This window comes from Gordonia rhizosphera NBRC 16068 (assembly GCF_000298195.1).
In the GTDB taxonomy this organism is placed as follows: Bacteria; Actinomycetota; Actinomycetes; order Mycobacteriales; family Mycobacteriaceae; genus Gordonia; species Gordonia rhizosphera.
Window position 1 is genome coordinate 1 of sequence record NZ_BAHC01000142.1, and the last position, 19,092, is coordinate 19,092.

At 67.2% G+C, this 19,092-nt stretch carries 17 protein-coding genes and 1 pseudogene; 3 read left to right on the top strand and 15 right to left on the bottom strand.

The window, feature by feature from the left end:
• The 9 genes from tatC to dop form a co-directional block, all read right to left on the bottom strand.
• Positions 1 to 766: twin-arginine translocase subunit TatC (gene tatC / locus GORHZ_RS18045; protein WP_006335489.1), on the bottom strand; the 766-nt coding region annotated here is incomplete at its 3' end.
• 32 nt (positions 767 to 798) lie between these two features.
• Positions 799 to 1,056 (bottom strand): Sec-independent protein translocase subunit TatA, encoded by a 258-nt coding sequence (tatA, locus tag GORHZ_RS18050; RefSeq protein WP_006335490.1) that lies wholly within the window; start codon positions 1,054 to 1,056, stop codon positions 799 to 801.
• Positions 1,057 to 1,135: 79 nt separating this feature from the next.
• Positions 1,136 to 2,095: a helix-turn-helix transcriptional regulator gene (locus GORHZ_RS18055; protein ID WP_006335491.1), complete on the bottom strand. Its 960-nt coding sequence runs from the start codon at positions 2,093 to 2,095 to the stop codon at positions 1,136 to 1,138.
• Positions 2,095 to 3,087 (bottom strand): helix-turn-helix transcriptional regulator, encoded by a 993-nt coding sequence (locus GORHZ_RS18060; RefSeq protein ID WP_006335492.1) that lies wholly within the window; start codon positions 3,085 to 3,087, stop codon positions 2,095 to 2,097. Before GORHZ_RS18060 ends, GORHZ_RS18055 begins: the two co-directional genes overlap by 1 nt.
• Positions 3,088 to 3,103: 16 nt before the next feature.
• Positions 3,104 to 4,462 carry a Pup--protein ligase gene (gene pafA / locus GORHZ_RS18065; RefSeq protein WP_040532417.1) on the bottom strand — a complete coding sequence of 453 codons (1,359 nt, stop codon included), beginning with the start codon at positions 4,460 to 4,462 and terminating at the stop codon, positions 3,104 to 3,106.
• 98 nt (positions 4,463 to 4,560) lie between these two features.
• Positions 4,561 to 5,367 carry a proteasome subunit alpha gene (gene prcA, locus GORHZ_RS18070; RefSeq protein ID WP_006335499.1) on the bottom strand — a complete coding sequence of 269 codons (807 nt, stop codon included), beginning with the start codon at positions 5,365 to 5,367 and terminating at the stop codon, positions 4,561 to 4,563.
• The gene (prcB, locus tag GORHZ_RS18075) at positions 5,364 to 6,239 is read right to left on the bottom strand and encodes a proteasome subunit beta (protein WP_006335500.1); all 876 of its coding nucleotides are present in this window, start codon (positions 6,237 to 6,239) and stop codon (positions 5,364 to 5,366) included. Before prcB ends, prcA begins: the two co-directional genes overlap by 4 nt.
• Positions 6,236 to 6,427 carry a ubiquitin-like protein Pup gene (locus GORHZ_RS18080; RefSeq protein ID WP_006335501.1) on the bottom strand — a complete coding sequence of 64 codons (192 nt, stop codon included), beginning with the start codon at positions 6,425 to 6,427 and terminating at the stop codon, positions 6,236 to 6,238. Before GORHZ_RS18080 ends, prcB begins: the two co-directional genes overlap by 4 nt.
• Positions 6,428 to 6,603: 176 nt before the next feature.
• Positions 6,604 to 8,106: a depupylase/deamidase Dop gene (dop, locus tag GORHZ_RS18085; protein ID WP_006335502.1), complete on the bottom strand. Its 1,503-nt coding sequence runs from the start codon at positions 8,104 to 8,106 to the stop codon at positions 6,604 to 6,606.
• A 66-nt stretch (positions 8,107 to 8,172) separates the two neighbouring features.
• Between dop and glgP the strand changes: the two genes are divergently transcribed.
• Entirely contained in the window at positions 8,173 to 10,854 is a 2,682-nt protein-coding gene (gene glgP, locus GORHZ_RS18090; protein WP_051998988.1) for an alpha-glucan family phosphorylase, read from the top strand.
• 232 nt (positions 10,855 to 11,086) lie between these two features.
• Here the strand turns inward: glgP and GORHZ_RS18095 are convergent.
• The 3 genes and pseudogenes from GORHZ_RS18095 to GORHZ_RS18105 all read right to left on the bottom strand — a co-directional run bounded on the left by GORHZ_RS18095 (position 11,087) and on the right by GORHZ_RS18105 (position 15,104).
• A pseudogene (locus GORHZ_RS18095) lies at positions 11,087 to 11,979 on the bottom strand (HNH endonuclease signature motif containing protein).
• A gap of 266 nt (positions 11,980 to 12,245) precedes the next feature.
• Positions 12,246 to 14,063, bottom strand: a complete 1,818-nt coding sequence (gene arc, locus GORHZ_RS18100) for a proteasome ATPase (protein ID WP_006335513.1) — start codon at positions 14,061 to 14,063, stop codon at positions 12,246 to 12,248.
• Positions 14,064 to 14,258: 195 nt separating this feature from the next.
• Positions 14,259 to 15,104 (bottom strand): tRNA (adenine-N1)-methyltransferase, encoded by an 846-nt coding sequence (locus GORHZ_RS18105; RefSeq protein WP_006335514.1) that lies wholly within the window; start codon positions 15,102 to 15,104, stop codon positions 14,259 to 14,261.
• A 116-nt stretch (positions 15,105 to 15,220) separates the two neighbouring features.
• Between GORHZ_RS18105 and GORHZ_RS18110 the strand changes: the two genes are divergently transcribed.
• Complete coding sequence (locus tag GORHZ_RS18110) at positions 15,221 to 16,057, top strand: RecB family exonuclease (protein WP_006335515.1); 837 nt, start codon at positions 15,221 to 15,223, stop codon at positions 16,055 to 16,057.
• Between the two features lie 69 nt (positions 16,058 to 16,126).
• Entirely contained in the window at positions 16,127 to 16,966 is an 840-nt protein-coding gene (locus GORHZ_RS18115; RefSeq protein WP_040532420.1) for a thioesterase family protein, read from the top strand.
• Positions 16,967 to 17,103: 137 nt separating this feature from the next.
• Here GORHZ_RS18115 and hisG read toward each other — a convergent pair whose 3' ends face one another.
• From hisG to GORHZ_RS18130, 3 genes are all read right to left on the bottom strand, one after another.
• Positions 17,104 to 17,952, bottom strand: a complete 849-nt coding sequence (hisG, locus tag GORHZ_RS18120) for an ATP phosphoribosyltransferase (RefSeq protein WP_006335517.1) — start codon at positions 17,950 to 17,952, stop codon at positions 17,104 to 17,106.
• Between the two features lie 84 nt (positions 17,953 to 18,036).
• Complete coding sequence (locus GORHZ_RS18125; RefSeq protein WP_006335518.1) at positions 18,037 to 18,300, bottom strand: phosphoribosyl-ATP diphosphatase; 264 nt, start codon at positions 18,298 to 18,300, stop codon at positions 18,037 to 18,039.
• A gap of 9 nt (positions 18,301 to 18,309) precedes the next feature.
• The gene (locus GORHZ_RS18130; protein ID WP_006335519.1) at positions 18,310 to 19,014 is read right to left on the bottom strand and encodes an HAD family hydrolase; all 705 of its coding nucleotides are present in this window, start codon (positions 19,012 to 19,014) and stop codon (positions 18,310 to 18,312) included.
• Positions 19,015 to 19,092: the final 78 nt, after the last annotated feature.

Here is a 19,092-nt window from a genome sequence, read left to right on the forward strand (position 1 = left end):
CCATCAAGACGGTCAGCGCCGCGGCGAGGGCCAGCATGGTGAACGGATCCTGGCCAGGTGTCACGATCGCGGCGAAGACGAACAGCGCGAAGATCATGCCGCGACGCCACGCCTTGAGCCGCTCGTACTTCAGGACGCCGATCAGGTTGAGCGCCACGATCAGCAGCGGGAGTTCGAAGCTGACCCCGAAGATGATCAGCAGATGGATCATGAAGCCGAAGTACTGGTCGCCGGCCAGTGCGGTCACCTGGACGTCGTTGCCGACGGTCAGCAGGAAGTGGAACGCCTTGGCCACCACCAGGTAGGCGAGCACGGCACCGGCGACGAATAACACCGCCGCCGAGGACACGAAGCTGATCGCGTAGCGGCGTTCGTTGGTGTGCAGACCCGGTGTGATGAACTGCCAGATCTGATACAGCCACACCGGGCACGCCAGCACGATGCCGGCGGTCAACGCCACCTGCAGACGGAGCATGAACTGGTCGAACGGGCCGGTCGCGAGCAGACGACACGAATCGTCGGCGGTCAGGGTCGCACGCGACGAGGCCGGCAGGTCGCAGTACGGCCCGCGCAGCATGTCGCCGAGCGACGGGATACCGAGGAAGCCGTGGGAGTACCACACGAATCCGATGATCGTCGTCACGACGATCGCGATCATCGAGATGACGACGCGGGTCCGGAGTTCGTAGAGATGCTCGACCAACGACATCGTGCCGTCGGGATTGGTTTTGCGCTTACGACGCCGGGGATCGAGGGAAATGCGCACGCGAATGCCCTGGGTATCCGATCGACGAGGACTTATGCAGACTTCTTCACGTCGTCGGACGAGGTCTGTGTCGAGGTTCCCGACGTGTCAGCCGGCGGCAGTTCCCGCTTGGCCGGCGGCGTGGCCTCCTCGGCCGGCTTGCCGTCGTTCTGCATCTCCTTCATCTCGCTCTTGAAGACGCGCAGCGACTGCCCGAGTCCGCGGGCGGCTTCTGGCAGCTTCTTGGAACCGAAGAGGACCACCAGAACGATGAGAACGATCGCCCAGTGCCACCAGGACAGTGCACCCATGTTTCAACCTCCGAATCGCGACATTGCCAATGCTACCCGAGCCCGCCCGACGGGCGGCGTGCCTGGCCGTCCCCCGACCTCATGCGTAACGAGCTCGCGCTGCTCTCGCCGTGGTGACGACGGTATCAGCGATGGCAGGCGATGACACCACCCTGACCCGACCGCCGAAGCCGAGCAGGAACCGGGTCAACCATTCCGGCGAGCCGTAGATCAGCCGCGCCCGCAGCGGGGCGTCGGGGTCGGGCCGGTTCTCCAGTGCCTCGGCGGGCTCGATCGTGTAGTAGTCGAGAATCCACAGCTCCGAAGGATCGATCTCGATGTCGACGGCGGGCAGGTCCGGATTGTCCGACAGGATCGCCGACTGCGGGGTCAGCGCGGCCTCCTCGGGTGGGGCCGAGGGTTCGTCGAGGATGGTCGCGGTGTCGATCCGGTCGAACCGGAACAGGCGGACACCCTCGCTGCTGCGGCACCACGCCTCGAGATAGGAGTTGTTGTCGACCACCTGCACCCGGATCGGGTCGACGACCCGTTCACCGACGTTGTCGCGGGTGGCGGAGTAGTACCGGATCGCCAACGCCCGACCGGTCCGGACCGCCTCGCGGATCGTCGTGAACACATCGGGCTCGTCACCGTCCGACGAGGCGCCGCCCCCTTCCTCCGCCGACGATCCGACCGCCTGCTCGATCTTGGCGATCGCCCGCAGCACCGCCGAGGTCTCCATGACACCGGGCATGTCGGCGAGGGCACGCAGCGCGACCAGCATCGTGCTCGCCTCCGTGGTGGTCAATTGCAGCGGACGGTCCATGCCGGCGGTGAACCCGACCTCGACATAACCGTGCTCAAACTGCAGGTCGATGAGATCGTTCGGGAAGTAGCCGGGCAATCCGCACAGGAACAGCAGTTCGAGGTCCTTGGTCAACTGCTTGGGTGTGACGCCGAGATCCCGGGCCGCCTCCACGATCGAGATGCCCCGCCGGGCGGCGAAGTAGGGCACCATCGCCAGCAGGCGACTGAATCGAGACGGTGCCGATCGGGCCATCATGACCCCACCGCGACGAGACGATCGAGCGCGGCGACGACGGCGTCGCGTAGCTCCGGCGGGTGCAGGACGACCGCGGACGGACCGGCGCCGAGCACCATCCGCGCCAGCGTCGACAGGGACCGGATGTCGATTGCGATGACGTCGCCCGGCTCGCCGTCGAACTCGCCCGGTTCGCTGACCGTGGCGTGACGCCGCAGCCCGGCCGCCCGGTCGCGGGCCACCCAGATGCGGGCCACACCACTGTCGGATGCGGCGGCCGAATCCACTGTGGTGGCGACGAGCCGCTGCACGTCGGTGCCCTCGGGGACGACGACATCGCCCGCGGGTCCGGTCGTCTCGACGTCGGAAATCCGCGAGAGCCGGAAGGTGCGGGTGGCGTCGCGGTCCCGGTCGTGACCGACGACATACCACCGGCCGCGGTGGGTGACCACACCCCAGGGTTCCAGGGTCCGGGTGGTCGTGGCCGCGGTGGAACCCGCGCGATAGCCGAAGGTCACAGCCTGGGCCGCGCCGACCGCGGACAGCAACGTGGCCAGGGCGGTCTCCGATCCCATCGACCGCGGCGAGAGCGCTGCGGAGAAGCCGATCTCGTCGTCGGCGCGGACGTCGATCCCGGCGGCCTGCAACTTGAGCACGGCAGTCTGGGCGATGTTGGTGATCTCGGGGGTGTTCCACAGCGCGGCCGCCATCGCCACGGCCGCCGATTCGTCGCGGTCGAGCGAGATGTCGGGCAGCTCATAGGAATCGCGGTTGATCCGATAGCCGTCGGCACCACCCGACATCGGCGATCGCCCGGTGACCAACGGGACTCCGAGGTCGCGCAGCTCGTTCTTGTCACGCTCGAACATCCGGTTGAACGCCTCGTCGGACTGGCCGTCGTCGTGATAGCCGGCGACGTTGGCCCGAACGTACTCCGCGGTCACGAACTGCCGAGTCGACAGCAGACAGATCACCAGATTGAGGAGGCGTTCGACTTTCTCGGTTGCCACCCGGCCAGCTTAGCCATCACATGGACGCGATGAGCCGATCGACGCGCTCGTCCACACTCCGGAACGGGTCCTTGCACAGCACTGTGCGCTGCGCCTGATCGTTGAGCTTGAGGTGCACCCAGTCGACGGTGAAGTCGCGTCCCGCCTTCTGGGCCGCCGAGATGAAATCACCACGTAGCTTGGCACGCGTCGTCTGCGGGGGCTCGTTCACCGCGGTCGCGATCGCCTCGTCGGTGGTGACCCGAGTGACCAGACCCTTGCGGCTGAGCAGGTCGAACACCCCGCGCCCGCGCTTGATGTCGTGGAACGCCAGGTCCAGCTGCGCGATCTTCGGATCCGACAGCTCCATTGAATAGCGGTCCTGGTAGCGCTGGAACAGCTTGCGTTTGATCACCCAGTCGATCTCGGTGTCCACCTTGGCGAAATCACCGCTCTCGACCGCGTCGAGCATGCGGCCCCACAGGTCGACGACCATGTCCATCTCCGGATCGGGGCGACGGTTGGCCATGTGTTCGATGGCACGCGCGTGGTACTCGCGCTGAATGTCGAGCGCGCTCGCCTGCCGCCCGCCGGCCAGGCGCACCGGACGCCGTCCGGTCGGGTCGTGGCTGACCTCCCGGATGGCGCGGATCGGATTGTCGAGGGCGAAATCCCGGAACGCCACCCCGGCCTCGATCATCTCCAGGACGAGGGCGGCCGACCCGACCTTGAGCATGGTCGTCATCTCGGACATGTTCGAGTCCCCGACGATGACGTGCAGCCGCCGGTACTTCTCGGCGTCGGCGTGCGGCTCGTCACGGGTGTTGATGATCGGCCGCGACCGCGTGGTCGCCGACGACACGCCCTCCCAGATGTGCTCGGCACGCTGCGACAGACAGAAGGTCGCGGCTTTCGGGGTCTGCAGCACCTTGCCGGCGCCGCAGATCAGCTGGCGGGTGACCAGGAACGGCAGCAGCACATCGGAGATGCGCGAGAACTCGCCGGCGCGCACCACCAGGTAGTTCTCGTGGCAGCCATAGGAGTTGCCGGCGGAGTCGGTGTTGTTCTTGAACAGGTAGATGTCGCCGCCGATCCCCTCGTCGGCCAGCCGCTGCTCGGCGTCGACCAAGAGGTCCTCGAGCACCAGTTCGCCGGCGCGGTCGTGGTTGATCAGCTGGATGAGGCTGTCGCATTCGGCCGTGGCGTACTCCGGATGCGAACCGACGTCGAGGTACAGGCGCGCCCCGTTCTGCAGGAAGACGTTCGACGACCGGCCCCAGGAGACGACCCGCCGGAACAGGTACCGGGCGACCTCGTCCGGACTCAGTCGACGATGACCGTGGAAGGTACAGGTGACACCGAACTCGGTCTCGATACCCATGATTCGACGCTGCACACCTGCAACCCTACCCGCGTGGGAGCGTTGGGGACGGGTGACGCGACGGTGCCGACCCACCGGGGTCGGCACCGTCGTCCACGTCGCTCATCGCGTCGTCAGGATTCGCCGTCCGCCGACGGCGCGTCGCCCGGTTCGGAGTCGGTCGACGGGGCCGAGTCCCCCTCGGTCGCCGGCGCCGGCAGCAGCTGGGCCACTCCGGCGGCGGTCAGCCGCCTGAATGCCCGGCGCGGACGGTTCCGGTCGAGGATCGCGACCTCGAGGTCGGCGGGGGTGAGCTCACGTGGGGGCGGTGGCGGCGCCGTCGTGCCCGGCGAGCCGCCATGCTCCACCGGTGTCGCGAGGGCTGCGACCGCGACCGCCAGCGCGGCGGCCAGGTCGAGGTCGGGCTGGTAGGTTTCCCGCAGCGCGGTGGTGATCGCCTCGGTCGCACCGCCCATCACCAGGAAGCGGGTCTCGTCGGAGATCGAACCGTCGTAGCTGATGCGGTAGAGCTGCGACTGCCCGGGTTTGCCGTACTTGGGCACCTCACCGACGCAGAGTTCCACCTCGTAGGGTTTGGGCTGCTCGGTGAAGACTGCGCCGAGCGTGTTGGCGTAGGCGTTGGCCAGCGACAGTCCGCTGACGTCGGCGCGGTCGTAGCTGTAGCCACGCATGTCCGCCAACTGGATCCCGGCCTTGCGCAAGCTCTCGAACTCGTTGTACTTGCCGACCGCGGCGAAACCGATGCGGTCGTAGATCTCGCTGACCTTGCGCAGCGTGTTCGACGGGTTCTCGGCCACGAACAGCACACCGTCGGCGTAGGTCAGTGCGACCACGCTGCGCCCGCGGGCGATACCCTTGCGCGCCAGGTCCGAGCGATCGCGCATGATCTGCTCGGCGCTGGCGTAATACGGGAAGGTCATCGCGGGTCCCCCTCGTGCTCGGCGGCCCGACGTTCCGTGATGGCGCGGGCCGCCGCCTCGATCTCACCGGCCTCCACCTCCCGGGCACCCTCGGCGGTCACCACGACCGCGGTCGGGAAGATCTTGCGCACCAGGTCCGGACCACCGGTCGCCGAGTCGTCGTCGGCGGCGTCGTAGAGGGACTCGATGGCGATCGCGAGCGCCGAGTCGGTGTCGAGGTCGCTGCGGTACAGCTTCTTCAACGACGACTTGGCGAACACCGAACCCGAGCCGATGGCCTGATAGCCGCCGAACTCCTCGTGCCGGTCACCGGCAACATCGAAGGAGAAGATCCGGCCGCGTTCGGTCGGGGAATCGTGGTCGATGTCGTAGCCGACGAGCAACGGGATCGCCGCCAGCCCCTGCATGGCCGCCCCGAGATTGCCGCGCACCATCGTGGCGAGCCGGCTCACCTTGCCGTCGAGGGTCAGCGGGATGCCCTCGATCTTCTCGTAATGCTCGAGTTCGACGGCGAACAGACGAACCATCTCGATGGCGATTCCCGCCGTGCCGGCGATACCGCACGCCGAGTACTCGTCGGTGATGTAGGTCTTCTGCACGTCGCGGGTGGCGATGAGATTGCCCATCGTGGCCCGGCGATCGCCGGCGATCACCACCCCGCCCGGGTAGGACACGGCGACGATCGTGGTGCCGTGGGGAATGTCGTCGGTCGACCCGGCGCCGGTCATCGCCATCCGGTCAGCCCGATACTGCGGCAGCTGCTCGGGGGCGTGTGCACGCAAGAACTCGGTGAACGACGAGATGTCGGAGCCGAGAGACGATATGGGTCGCGGGGTCGGGTTTGGGGGCAGTGAACCGATCCGATCGCTCACTGGCCGCCCTTCTGCACGTAGGCGCGCACGAAGTCCTCGGCATTCTCCTCGAGCACGTCGTCGATCTCGTCGAGCAGGTCGTCGGTGTCCTCGGCAAGCTTCTCGCGGCGTTCCTGTCCGGCACTGCCCTCGGGGCCCACATCGCCGTCGTCGCCGCCGCCACCGCGCTTGGTCTGTTCCTGCGCCATCTGCTGCCTCCTTCAACTCGCCGAATCCGCGTACTACGCACCCGGCCTCGATCCGCCCGGTCGGGCGACGATTCGGTCCCGAAGGGACTCGGATCGGTGAAATCGTGTAATTCCCTACCCTACCGGTGGACCCGCGTCGGCGGGCGGAAGCGGACGCGCCGAAATCGTGACTGCGGTCAGGCAGTGGTCAGCTGGTCGACGAGTTCGGCTGCGGAGTCGACCGTGTCGAGCAGTTTCCCGACGTGCGCCCGGCTGCCCCGCAGCGGCTCCAACGTCGGGATCCGCACCAACGAATCGCCTCCGAGATCGAAAATGACCGAGTCCCAGCTCGCTGCGGCGACGTCCGCGCCGAACCTCCGCAGGCATTCGCCGCGGAAGTAGGCACGGGTGTTCTCCGGCGGGGTGTCGATCGCCCGCATGACGTCGTTCTCGTCGACAAGCCGCTTCATGGACCCGCGCGCCACCAGGCGGTTGTAGAGCCCCTTGTCGAGGCGGACATCGGAGTACTGCAGGTCGATGAGCTGCAGGCGCGGCGCCGACCAGCCCAGTCCCTCCCGCTGCCGGAAACCCTCGAGGATGCGTAGTTTCGCCGGCCAGTCCAGGATGTCGGCGCATTCCATCGGGTCGCGTTCGAGCTTGTCGAGGACCTCGGCCCAGGTCTGCAGGACGTGCGCGACCCGCGCGTCATCGCTGTTCTCTGCCTCGTGGAATTTCACGCACCGTTCCAGGTACTCCCGCTGCAGGGCCAGCCCGGTCAGTTCGCGTCCGTCGGTGAGTGCGACCGTCGCGCCCAACGACGGGTCGTGGCTGATGGTGTGGACGGCCTGCACCGGTCGGGCGAGCTCGATATCGGAGAAGTCCACACCCGCCTCGATGAGATCGAGGACGAGAGCGGTGGTACCGACCTTGAGGTAGGTGGCCGTCTCGGCGAGGTTCGCATCGCCGATGATGACGTGCAGGCGGCGGTAGCGTTCGGGATCGGCGTGCGGTTCGTCGCGGGTGTTGATGATCCCGCGTTTGAGCGTGGTCTCCAGGCCGACCTCGACCTCGATGTAGTCCGAACGCTGTGACAGCTGGTAACCGGCCTCGTCACCGGACTGACCGATGCCGACGCGGCCCGAGCCGCAGATGACCTGCCGCGACGCGAAGAAGGTGGTCAGACCCGCGATCACCGCGGTGAACGGGGTGTCGCGGCTCATCAGGTAGTTCTCGTGTGTGCCGTACGAGGCGCCCTTGCCGTCGATGTTGTTCTTGTAGAGCTGCAGCCGCGGCGCCCCGGGCACGCTGGCCACATGCCGCGCGGCGGCCTCCATGACACGCTCGCCCGCCTTGTCCCAGATCACCGCATCGAGCGGGTCGGTGACCTCCGGGGCCGAGTACTCCGGGTGCGCGTGGTCGACGTACAGACGCGCGCCGTTGGTCAGGATCATGTTGGCCGCGCCGATCTCGTCGGCGTCGATGATCGGCGCCGGGCCGGCCCCACGCCCCAGGTCGAAACCACGGGCGTCGCGCAGCGGGGACTCGACCTCGTAATCCCAGCGCGTGCGCTTGGCGCGGGGCACCCCGGCGGCCGCCGCGTACGCCAGAACGGCCTGTGTGGACGTCATGATCGGATTCGCGGTCGGGTCGCCGGGCGCGGAAATGCCGTACTCGACCTCGGTACCGATGATTCGCTGCATATGACGAGGGTAATGTTCATGTTGCACCGGTCGCAGTCCCGGGCTCCCGTCGGTAGCGTCTACGTGGTGAAAGCCTTCCGCCGGTTCACCGTTCGTGTGCCGCTTCCGACCGAACTGTCAGAACTCACCACACTCGCCCGCAATCTGCGCTGGGTCTGGCACCAGCCGACCCAGGATCTGTTCGCGACCATCGACACCACCAAGTGGCGTGAGACCGGGGATCCACTGCGGCTGCTCGACGAGGTCGCGCCCGAACGGCTCGCCGAACTCGCCGGCGACCACGCGTTCCTAGACCGCCTCGCCGCGGTGCGCGACGACCTCACCCGCTACACCGACGAGCCCCGCTGGTTCGGTGACTACGCGGCCGGCCTGGAGCCGGAAAACGTGGCGCCGCAAGGGATCGCCTACTTCTCGATGGAGTTCGGCATCTCCGAGGTGCTGCCCATCTACTCCGGCGGCCTGGGCATCCTGGCCGGCGACCATCTCAAGGCGGCCTCCGACCTGGGCCTGCCGCTGATCGGTGTCGGCCTGTTCTATCGATCGGGTTACTTCCATCAGGGCCTGACCCATGACGGCTGGCAGGTGGAGCGCTATCCGGTCAACGACCCGACGTCGCTGCCGCTGACGATCCTCGCCGACGGTGACGCCCCGGTCATCGTGACGATCTCGATGCCCGGCGGGCGCACGCTGAACGCGCAGGTGTGGGTGGCGATGGTGGGACGTATCCCGCTGTTGCTGCTCGACGCCGATGTACCGATGAACGACGAAGAGCTGCGCGGTGTCACCGACCGGCTCTATGGAGGCGACCAGGATCACCGGATCAAGCAGGAGATCCTGCTCGGCATCGGCGGCGTCCGGGCGGTGCGCGAGTACATCCGGATCACCGGTCATGCCGAGCCGACCGTGTTCCACATGAACGAGGGTCACGCCGGATTCCTGGGTGTGGAACGCGTGCGTGAACTGACGAACCCGGCGCCGGCGAAACGATCCGGCCGCAAGGTCTCGGCACCTCAGGCGCTGGACTTCGACTCGGCCGAGGCGGTGGTCCGCGCGTCCAACATCTTCACCACCCACACCCCGGTCCCGGCGGGTATCGACCGCTTCCCGATGGACATGGTCCGCTACTACCTCGACGCCGACGAGGCCGGAGACTCGCGTCTGCTGCCCGGCCTGCCGGTGGCGACGGTCCTCGGGCTCGGCGACGAGGCCGACCCCGGCGTGTTCAACATGGCGCACATGGGATTTCGACTCGGTCAGCGAAGCAACGGCGTCTCGCAGCTGCACGGCGCGGTGAGCCGGGAGATGTTCTCGGGCCTGTGGCCGGGTTTCGACGCCGACGAGGTGCCCATCGGTGCCGTCACCAACGGCGTGCACGGCCCGACCTGGGTCGCGCGCCGGTGGCAGGATCTCGCCGGTGGCGACGAGGAGGCCGTCGCGCAGATCGTCGCCACCCTGCCGACCGACGAGATCTGGCAGATCCGTTCGACGATGCGCGCCCATCTCGTCGACGAGGTGCGTCGGCGCGCGTACCTCAGCGGCCGGGAACGCGGATTCACCGATGCCGAACTAGGCTGGACCGCCGAAATCTTCGACCCGTCGGCGCTGACCATCGGTTTCGCCCGCCGGGCGGCCACCTACAAGCGCCTCACCCTCATGCTGCGCGACCCGGAACGGATGCGACGCATCCTGACCGATCCGGACCGTCCGGTACAGCTGGTGATCGCAGGCAAGGCCCATCCCGCCGACGACGGCGGCAAGGCCCTGATCCAGCAGGTCGTTCGGTTCACCGAGGACCCCGAACTGCGCGATCGGATCGTGTTCCTGCCCGACTACGACATCTCGATGGCCCGCGACATCTACGCGGGATGCGATGTCTGGCTGAACAACCCGGTGCGGCCGATGGAGGCCTGCGGCACGTCGGGCATGAAGTCGGCGATGAACGGCGGCCTCAACCTGTCGATCCTCGACGGGTGGTGGGACGAGATGGCCGACGGCGACAACGGGTGGGCCATCCCGTCGGCGGAGGGTGTGACCGACGAACACCGCCGCGACGACCTCGAGGCCGAGGCGCTCTACTCCCTCCTCGAGGAGTCGGTGATCCCGCTGTTCTACAACCGGACGTCCGTGAACGTGCCCGAACGGTGGGTGCAGATGGTGCGTCACACCATCGCCCGGCTCGGCCCGAAGGTCGAAGCCGCCCGCATGGTGCGCGACTACACCACCGCGCTCTACGGGCCTGCCGCGCGGCAGTTCGCCTCGATCGTCGCCGACGACTACGCGCCGGCCAAGGATCTCGCCGAGTACCGTCAGGTCCTCGACCGGTCGTGGTCGTCGGTGCAGATCGCGGGGATCGACGAATCCGGGTCCGGTGACTCGCTGCTCGAGGACAGCCCGCAACGGGTCAGCCTGACGCTGACCGCACACGTCGCACTGGGCGAACTCAAGCCCGACCAGGTGTGCGTGCAGGCGCTGGTCGGACGAGTGACCGACGACGGCGAGATCGTCGAGCCGGTGATCGCCGAGATGAGCCCCACCGATCAGGCCGATCCGTCCGGTCGAACGCTGTTCCTCGCGAGCATCGCACCGGATCGTTCCGGCCGCCACGGTTACACCGCCCGGGTGCTCCCCCGGCATCCGCAGCTGTCCGACGACGCCGAGTTCGGTCTGGTCCGCTACCCGCTGGGCACCGCCGAGGACGCGGGTCCGAGCCTGGGTGAGACCGTGCTCGTTCCGGGCGCGAACACCTGACTTGGTGGTCCTGTCCACTGAGCGGTGCTGCTCTGGCTGACGGCGCGGAGCGCGACGAGGGGTTCGAGTAGCCCCGGTGTGCCCGTCGGACCGAGATCCGGCGGGCACATCGGGGTGTGCCCTATTCCACTATGAAGTTCTCAAGGTACGTGCGTCCCGGGAGGTCCCGGGGTGGTCGGGTCGTGCTGCTGGTCGGTTCTTCTCGGTCAGGCCCTGGGATCAGGCCTGCGGGTCAGGCGGCGATGTCGTCGAGGTGCATGGTGCGCCGGTTGTAGGCGGGGATCGGGGTGCGGGTCGGGTCCTGCTCGAAGGGTGGGAGCAGCCAGGGGTGGCGGTCGGCGCCCATGATGATGTCCCAGCCGGAGGCGTGGATCTGGGCGTGACACGAGGTGCACAACAGGCACCCGTTGTCCAGGTCGGTGGGACCCCCATCAGCCCAATGGTGGATGTGGTGGCAGACGGTATAGCCGTCTGCCGCACCACATTTGACACAACACTGGTCGCGGACGATCAACGCCTTGCGTTGATGATGGGTGAACAGGCGCTGCGGGTGTCCCATGTCCAACGGCACCTTCTCGCCGTCAACGATGATCGCGGTCACCGTGGCATCACAGGACAGCGTCTTCGCCAGGGTCTGCGAGATCGGACCCAGCCACTTACCGGACAGGGATACGATCGCCGACACCAGTTTCTCCCCGATCACGATGTCCGGATTCGCCTGTACCTCCAACCGACCGTCATCGGTCGGCTTGGAGGACCACTCGTTGATCGTCCGGTCCTCACCGGCCGGCACACCGCCGTGGTCGTCGGCGACCTGGTTGCCGAGTGTGCGGGCGGTGTCGAGCACCTCGCGCGGGGTGGCCCCGACAAAACGCTCAACGGTTCCGGTGCGCGTTTCTCGGTGTGCCCCATGCCGCGGACCAGTGTGTCGTGTCCCCCGGAGAACACCCCATCCCCGCTGTAGGCGGCGACCCGCTCCAACGACGCCAGGGCCGGCCACGTTCCGCAGCCCCATCAGGACCTTGGTGGTGTCGAACACCTCACGACCGGTGGCGTCGGCGGTGATGGTCAGGTCTCGCAAGGGGGCACGTTTTCGATCGGCATGCCCCGATAGTAGTCGAACATGTGTGCGAATTTGGCCCGTTGGTGGGTTATCCACAAGGGCAGACGGAAGGCGCAACGCCTTGTCCCCCATAGGATTTGGTTTGCGAAGGCGGAATACGCAGCAGAACGCGGCCTCGACGATCGGTGTCTCGATGGGGTCATGGTGGCCGTTCGTGGCTCGATCATCTCGCGCTCGGGATCCGGCGATGGTGCCTCCCACACATACAACGATCCGGGGGCCGGCGCTGTCGGCGCCGGCCCCCGGATCGTGTGTCGCGTCGCGGTGACTACAGGTACTGACCTGTGTTGGTCTCCGTGTCGATCGCACGGCTCGCGCCGGCGCTCTTGCCGGTGACGAGGGTGCGGATGTACACGATCCGCTCGCCCTTCTTGCCCGAGATCCGGGCCCAGTCGTCGGGGTTGGTGGTGTTCGGCAGATCCTCGTTCTCGGCGAACTCGTCGAGGATCGAGTCGAACAGGTGCTGCACCCGCAGACCGGGCTGCCCCGTCTCCAGCTGCGACTTGATCGCGTACTTCTTGGACCGGTCGACGACGTTCTGGATCATCGCGCCGGAGTTGAAGTCCTTGAAGTACATGATCTCCTTGTCACCGTTGGCGTAGGTGACCTCCAGGAACCGGTTGTCGTCGCTCTCGGCGTACATCCGCTCGACGACCCGTTCGATCATGGCGTTGAGGCATGCCGTGCGGTCGCCGCCGAACTCGCCCAGATCGTCGGCGTGCACCGGCAGACCCTCGGTGAGGTACTTGGAGAAGATGTCCATCGCCGATTCTGCGTCGGGACGTTCGATCTTGATCTTCACGTCCAGACGACCGGGTCGCAGGATCGCCGGATCGATCATGTCCTCGCGGTTCGAGGCGCCGATCACGATGACGTTCTCGAGCCCCTCGACACCGTCGATCTCGCTGAGCAACTGCGGCACGACGGTGGTCTCCACGTCGGAGGAGACACCCGACCCGCGGGTCCGGAAGATCGAGTCCATCTCGTCGAAGAACACGATCACCGGCGTGCCCTCCGACGCCTTCTCCCGAGCGCGCTGGAAGATCAGCCGGATGTGACGCTCGGTCTCACCGACGAACTTGTTCAGCAGCTCCGGTCCCTTGATGTTCAGGAAGTAGGACTTCGCCTCCTTCGCATCGTCGCCACGGACCTGGGCGATCTTCTTGGCCAGCGAGTTGGCGACGGCCTTGGCGATGAGCGTCTTACCGCATCCGGGCGGACCGTAGAGCAGCACGCCCTTGGGCGGGCGCAGCGCGTAGTCACGGAACAGATCCTTGTGCAGGAACGGCAGCTCGACAGCGTCACGAATCTGCTCGATCTGGCGGCCGAGACCACCAATGTCCTCGTAACCGACGTCGGGCACCTCCTCTAGGACGAGGTCCTCGACCTCGGCCTTGGGCACCCGCTCGAAGGCGAATCCGGCCTTGGTGTCGATCAACAGCGAGTCACCCGGGCGCAGCTTGCGGCGCTGGCCGTCTTCGCCTTCGACGTCGCCGAGCAGCGGGTCGGCCAGCCAGACCACGCGCTCCTCGTCGGCGTGCCCGACGACCAGCGCGCGCTGTCCGTCACCGAGGACCTCGCGGAGCGTGCTGATCTCGCCCACCGAGTCGTATTCGCACGCCTCGACGATGGTGAGCGCCTCGTTGAGTCGCAGCGTCTGACCCCGGCTCAAGGTGTCGGTGTCGATGTTGGGGGAACAGGTCAACCGCATCTTGCGGCCCGACGTGAACACGTCGACGGTGGCGTCGGGATGGGTTTCGAGCAGCACACCGTAGCCGCTCGGCGGCTGGCCGAGGCGGTCGACCTCTTCGCGCAGCGCCACCAACTGCTGGCGGGCCTCCTTGAGCGTGTCGAGGAGCTTGGCGTTGCGGGCGGTCAGGTTGTCGACACGTTCCTGCAGCTCCCGGACGTCGGTGGACCGGCCGGCGGCCTGCCGGGTCGCTTCGGGACGCGTGAATGGCGATGGATACGCGGGGATGAAACCCTCGTCGGGGACGTGCGCGGGCTCGTCACGTTCGGCTCCGAGCCCATGGGTGGACCCGAGACGATCGGCGCCGCTGGCGCCCTGGCGGTCAGATTCGGTCATTACTGACTCCTCTCCCCGGCAAACGCCCTCTGGCGGAGCGTTTGCGCCGTAACACCACGCTACCGGGGTGGGCGCGAAATCGCCCTGCACCGCGCAACTCAAGGTGTTGACGACGCGTTAATTCTAGGTTTTTGCAACGTATTCGCGATGTTTCGCGCGGTTAAGCCTATTCGCGCGCGGAGATCGGAAAATACCTCAGCCCTTGCTGGGTCGACGCTGCGGACGCAGCGTTGTGACACCGTCCGCAAGCCGCCGGGTGGTGATCAGGAAAGCGGTGTGGCCTTGCATTTTGTGTTCGGGCCGCACTGCGAGACCGACCGCGCTCCATTCCCGCACGAGCGATTCCCAGGCCCGCGGCTCCGTCCAGCACTCCTGATCTCGTAACGCCTCCATGATTCGGGACAATTGAGTGACCGTTGCCACATAAATAATCAGCACACCACCGGGTTTGATGGCCGTTCGGACCACATTCATCGGCTCCCAGGGGGCCAGCATGTCCAGCACGATCCGGTCGAAACGATTCTCCGGAGCGAGCCCTGCCGCGTCGAGGTTCGCCAGATCGTCGACGATGAGTTCCCAGTTCGGTGGGCGCTCACCGAAGAAGGTCTCGACGTTGCGGACCGCATGCTCGGCATGATCGGAGCGGATCTCGTAGGAGGTCACGCGGCCGCTCGAACCGACCGCCCGCAGCAGCGAACATGTCAGCGCACCCGACCCCGCGCCGGCCTCCAGTACCCGCGCACCCGGGAAGATGTCGCCTTCGGTGACGATCTGGGCGGCGTCCTTCGGATAGATGACCTGGGCGCCGCGCGGCATCGACAGCACGTAGTCGACGAGCAGCGGGCGCAGTGCCAGATACTGCGTGCCGCTGGTCGCCGACACGATGCTGCCCTCGGGCGCACCGATCAGATCGTCGTGGGCGATGGCGCCCCGGTGGGTGTGGAACTGCTTGCCCGGCTCGAGATGCACGGTGAACTTGCGCCCTTTGGCGTCGGTGAGCTGCACGCGGTCGCCCACGGCGAAGGAGCCGGTCGTCGGCATCGGGTGAGGGTCCTTCCGGCTGGTCAGGGTGTCGGTGCTCGGAGATGTCGGTGTCGCGACCTACCCTGCCAAATGTGACTACGACGATCGACGCTGGGGCCGGGCAAGCGAGTGCGATGCCGGGCGATGCACCGTCGCCGCGGGGACTGTTGGGTCGTCCGCTCGCCCTCTCCCCGTCGCGTGCGGCCGATTTCAAGCAGTGTCCGCTGCTCTACCGGTATCGCGCGATCGATCGTTTCCCGGAGAAACCGACGGAGGCGCAGACCCGCGGCACCGTCGTGCACGCGGCGCTCGAGAACCTCTTCGACATGCCCGCGCAGCTGCGGACACGGGAATCGGCGGACCTGCTCGTCGAGGGCGCCTGGGCGGCGATGTGTGAGGCCGACCCCGCATTGGCCGACGTCATCGACGCCTCGGCCACGGACCGTTTCGTGGCCGAGGCGCAGAAGCTCATCGCGACCTATTACACGATGGAGAACCCGACGGCCTTCGAGGCCGATGCCTGCGAGGAACACGTCGAGATCGACCTCGACGAGGTGCTGCTGCGCGGTTTCATCGACCGCATCGACGTGGCACCCACCGGGCAGATCCGCATCGTCGACTACAAGACGGGCCGCAGCCCCGGCGAGATGTACGAGGCCAAGGCACTGTTCCAGATGAAGTTCTACGCGCTCGCCATCCTGCGCACCCGCGGCGTGGTACCCACCCGCCTGCAGCTGATGTACCTCGCCGACGGTCAGCAGCTCACCTACGAACCCGACCGTGACGAACTCGACCGGTTCGCGCGCACCCTCAAGGCCATCTGGGCGGCGATCCGGTCGGCGGTCGCGACCGGTGACTTCCGTCCGCAGCGGTCAGCGATGTGCCGCTTCTGCGAGCACAAGTCCCGCTGCCCGGAGTTCGGTGGCACCGTCCCGCCGTATCCGGGGCCGCCGGCGGGGTTCGTCGCCTGACGTCGGGGCTCGCCCGGACGATGCGCCCCGCCCGGCACCGACTATGACGGTAGGCATAGGGTGTTCGGTGTGGAGAGCTGCTACTACGTGCCGATCGATGCGCCATCCGCCGTCGACGACCCCGGCAGCTGGGAGTACTTCCAGCCGACCGACGGGACGCAGAGCGTCTGGGCCTCGACGATGCAGCACGGCGGTCCGCCATCGGGACTGCTGATGCGCGCGTTGGCACGCCGAGACCCTGATCCGAACCAGACGTTCACGCGGGTGACCACCGAAATCCTCGGTCCCATCGGGCTCGACGTGAACCGGGTGCGCACCGAGGTCATCCGGCCGGGACGTCAGATCAGCCTGATCGGAGCCGACCTCGAGGTCCGGCAACCCGACGGCAGCTTCCGACTCGTGGCACGTTCGGTCGGCTGGCGGCTGCGCCGAGCCGACACGACGGCGATCGTCGAGGACCCGGGTCCGTTGACCCCGGTGCCCGACGAGCTCGAACCGGTGCGCGGTGTGACGTCGAATGTCGATCTCGGCGTGGACTGGGGCACCATCGGCTTCATCGGCACCATCGACTCGGCCACCGTCGTCGGCCGCGCCGGCGACACCCCTGCCGTTTGGGTGCGCCCGGCGATCCCGCTCGTCGGCGGCGAGGAGATCACCGACCTGGAATCGATCTTCACCGTCATCGACATCGCCAACGGACTCGGCACCCGACTGCAGATCGATGAGTGGACGTGGATGAACACCGACACGACGGTGCACCTCACCCGGATACCACGCGGTCCGTGGGTGGGTATCGACGCCGACCTCGTGCAGGGACCCGACGGTTTCGGCGCGACCTTCGCCGACCTGCACGACAGGACCGGGTTCATCGGGCGGTCGGCGCAGACGGTGCTGCTCGAACGACGCTGACCCGAAGAGTTCGGCGAGCGGCCGGCCCTGAAGTCCGCGCATGAGCGGGGCACCGAAACGCCGGTGTCGATGACTGCCCGGTGGTGCGAGGTCTTCAGGGTCCGCTGAGCCGGCACCGGGAACTGACCGGGCGAGCCTCAGAACCGGCAGGACCGGATGTCGGTGGCGAGGATCGCCTTCGCGCCGAGCTCGGAGAGCTCGTCCATGAGGCTCTGGTGGTTCTTGCGGGGCACCATCGCGCGCACCGCCACCCAGTCGGGGTCGGCCATCGGCGCGACCGTCGGCGATTCCAGACCCGGCGTGAGCTTCGATGCTTGCTCGAGCAGCGAGCGCGGGCAGTCGTAGTCGATCATCACGTACTGCTGCCCGAACACCACACCCTGCACGCGGGCGACGAACTGGCGTGCAGCCTTGTCCAGGCCGGCGCCGCTGCGCGAGAGCAGCACCGCCTCGGAGTCGCACAGCGATTCCCCGAACGCGGCCAGTCCGTGCTGGCGCAGCGTGCGGCCCGATCCGACGACGTCGGCGATCACATCGGCGACACCGAGCTGGATGGAGATCTCCACGGCGCCGTCGAGCCGGATGATCTGTTCCGGTTCGATGCCACGCGCGGCGAGATCCTCGCGCACCAGGTTCGGGTACGACGTGGCGATCCGTTTGCCGGCCAGGTCGTCGATCGTCCAGGTCGCGTGGGCAGGGGCGGCGTAGCGGAACGTCGACGACCCGAAGCCCATCGAGAGCTGCTCGTCGACGGTCGCGCCGGCATCACGGGCGAGATCACGGCCGGTGATGCCGAGGTCGAGGGTCCCGGCACCGACATAGATCGCGATGTCCTTGGGCCGCAGGAAGAAGAACTCGACGTCGTTGGCGTTGTCGAGAACCGTGAGGTCCTTCGCGTCGGAACGCCGACGGTATCCGGCCTCGGCGAGAATGGTCGCGGCGGATTCGGAGAGCGCGCCCTTGTTGGGAACGGCTACACGCAACATGGTGTCTTCGATGTCCTTACTGGTTGCCGAGCGATGAGCTGATATCCGCGGGGTCGCGACGATGACGTCATTCGTCACGAGCCCCTACAGATGGCGGTACACGTCGGCCAACGAGAGTCCACGCTTGACCATCATCACCTGAAGCCAATAGAGCAGCTGGGAGATCTCCTCGGAGAGCGACTCATCCGATTCGTGTTCGGCGGCCAGCCAGACCTCGCCGGCCTCCTCGATGATCTTCTTGCCGAGGGTGTGGATTCCCGCATCGAGTGCCGCGACGGTCCCGCTGCCCTCCGGCCGGGTCTGCGCCTTCTCGGTCAGCTCCGCGAACAGCTCCTCGAATGTCTTCACGAGTGCCCATCATCGCATGTCGCGATGCCCCCGATGTTGGCCGGTCCACGCGTCGGTGACGTCGTCGATGGTCAGGCCGATCAGCGTCCGGCGGAAGGTGCGCAGCGCGCCCGCGGGCACCGGGACCGCCGAGGGCACCACGAGGGTGGGACAGCCGGCGGTCGTCGCCGCGTCGGTTCCGGTGGGCGAATCCTCCACCGCCAGACAGTCGTCGGGTCTGGTGCCCAGCAGCTCCGCCGCACGCAGATATGGGTCGGGGGCGGGTTTGCCGGTGCTCACCTCGTCGCCGCACACCGAGGCGAGGAACCGCTGGCGACCGAGGGTGTCGAGAGCGACCTCGGTCAGCTCGCGGACCGTGTTGGTCACCAACACCATCGGCACTCCCGCCACCCGGAGCAGGTCCAGGGCCTCGACGGCCCCCGGCCGCCAGGGCAGGCCCCTGGAGAACAGGTGCGCGACGTGATCGAGCATCCAGCGGGAATCGGCCGCGACGTCACGCTCTGCGGAGGTCAACTGCGCCGCGTCGTGCACCTTGGTGATCGCGTCTGGCAGCGAGTTCCCGAGTGTCGACTCCCGCAGCGCGGGGCCCATCATGATGCCGTGCCGCAGCGCCAGGTCCTCCATCGCGATGTCCCAGATCGGTTCGGAGTCGAGCAACGTGCCGTCCATGTCCCAGAGGACGGCGGCGGGCGAGGTCGGCGCGGGTCGGATCACCCCTGCATCATTGCAACCGCGGATTCGGTCGTGTCATCGGCCGGGTAGAACAGCTCGATGGTCATCTCCTCCAGGGTG

Coding starts and splice junctions, on each gene's coding strand:
- tatA (WP_006335490.1), bottom strand. CDS start 1,056: ATGGGTGCACTGTCCTGGTGGCACTGGGCGATCGTTCTCATCGTTCTG.
- GORHZ_RS18055 (WP_006335491.1), bottom strand. CDS start 2,095: ATGGCCCGATCGGCACCGTCTCGATTCAGTCGCCTGCTGGCGATGGTG.
- prcA (WP_006335499.1), bottom strand. CDS start 5,367: ATGACCTTCCCGTATTACGCCAGCGCCGAGCAGATCATGCGCGATCGC.
- GORHZ_RS18080 (WP_006335501.1), bottom strand. CDS start 6,427: ATGGCGCAGGAACAGACCAAGCGCGGTGGCGGCGGCGACGACGGCGAT.
- dop (WP_006335502.1), bottom strand. CDS start 8,106: ATGCAGCGAATCATCGGTACCGAGGTCGAGTACGGCATTTCCGCGCCC.
- arc (WP_006335513.1), bottom strand. CDS start 14,063: ATGACCGAATCTGACCGCCAGGGCGCCAGCGGCGCCGATCGTCTCGGG.
- GORHZ_RS18105 (WP_006335514.1), bottom strand. CDS start 15,104: ATGCCGACGACCGGCTCCTTCGCCGTGGGCGACCGCGTGCAGCTCACC.
- GORHZ_RS18110 (WP_006335515.1), top strand. CDS start 15,221: ATGCCGGGCGATGCACCGTCGCCGCGGGGACTGTTGGGTCGTCCGCTC.
- hisG (WP_006335517.1), bottom strand. CDS start 17,952: ATGTTGCGTGTAGCCGTTCCCAACAAGGGCGCGCTCTCCGAATCCGCC.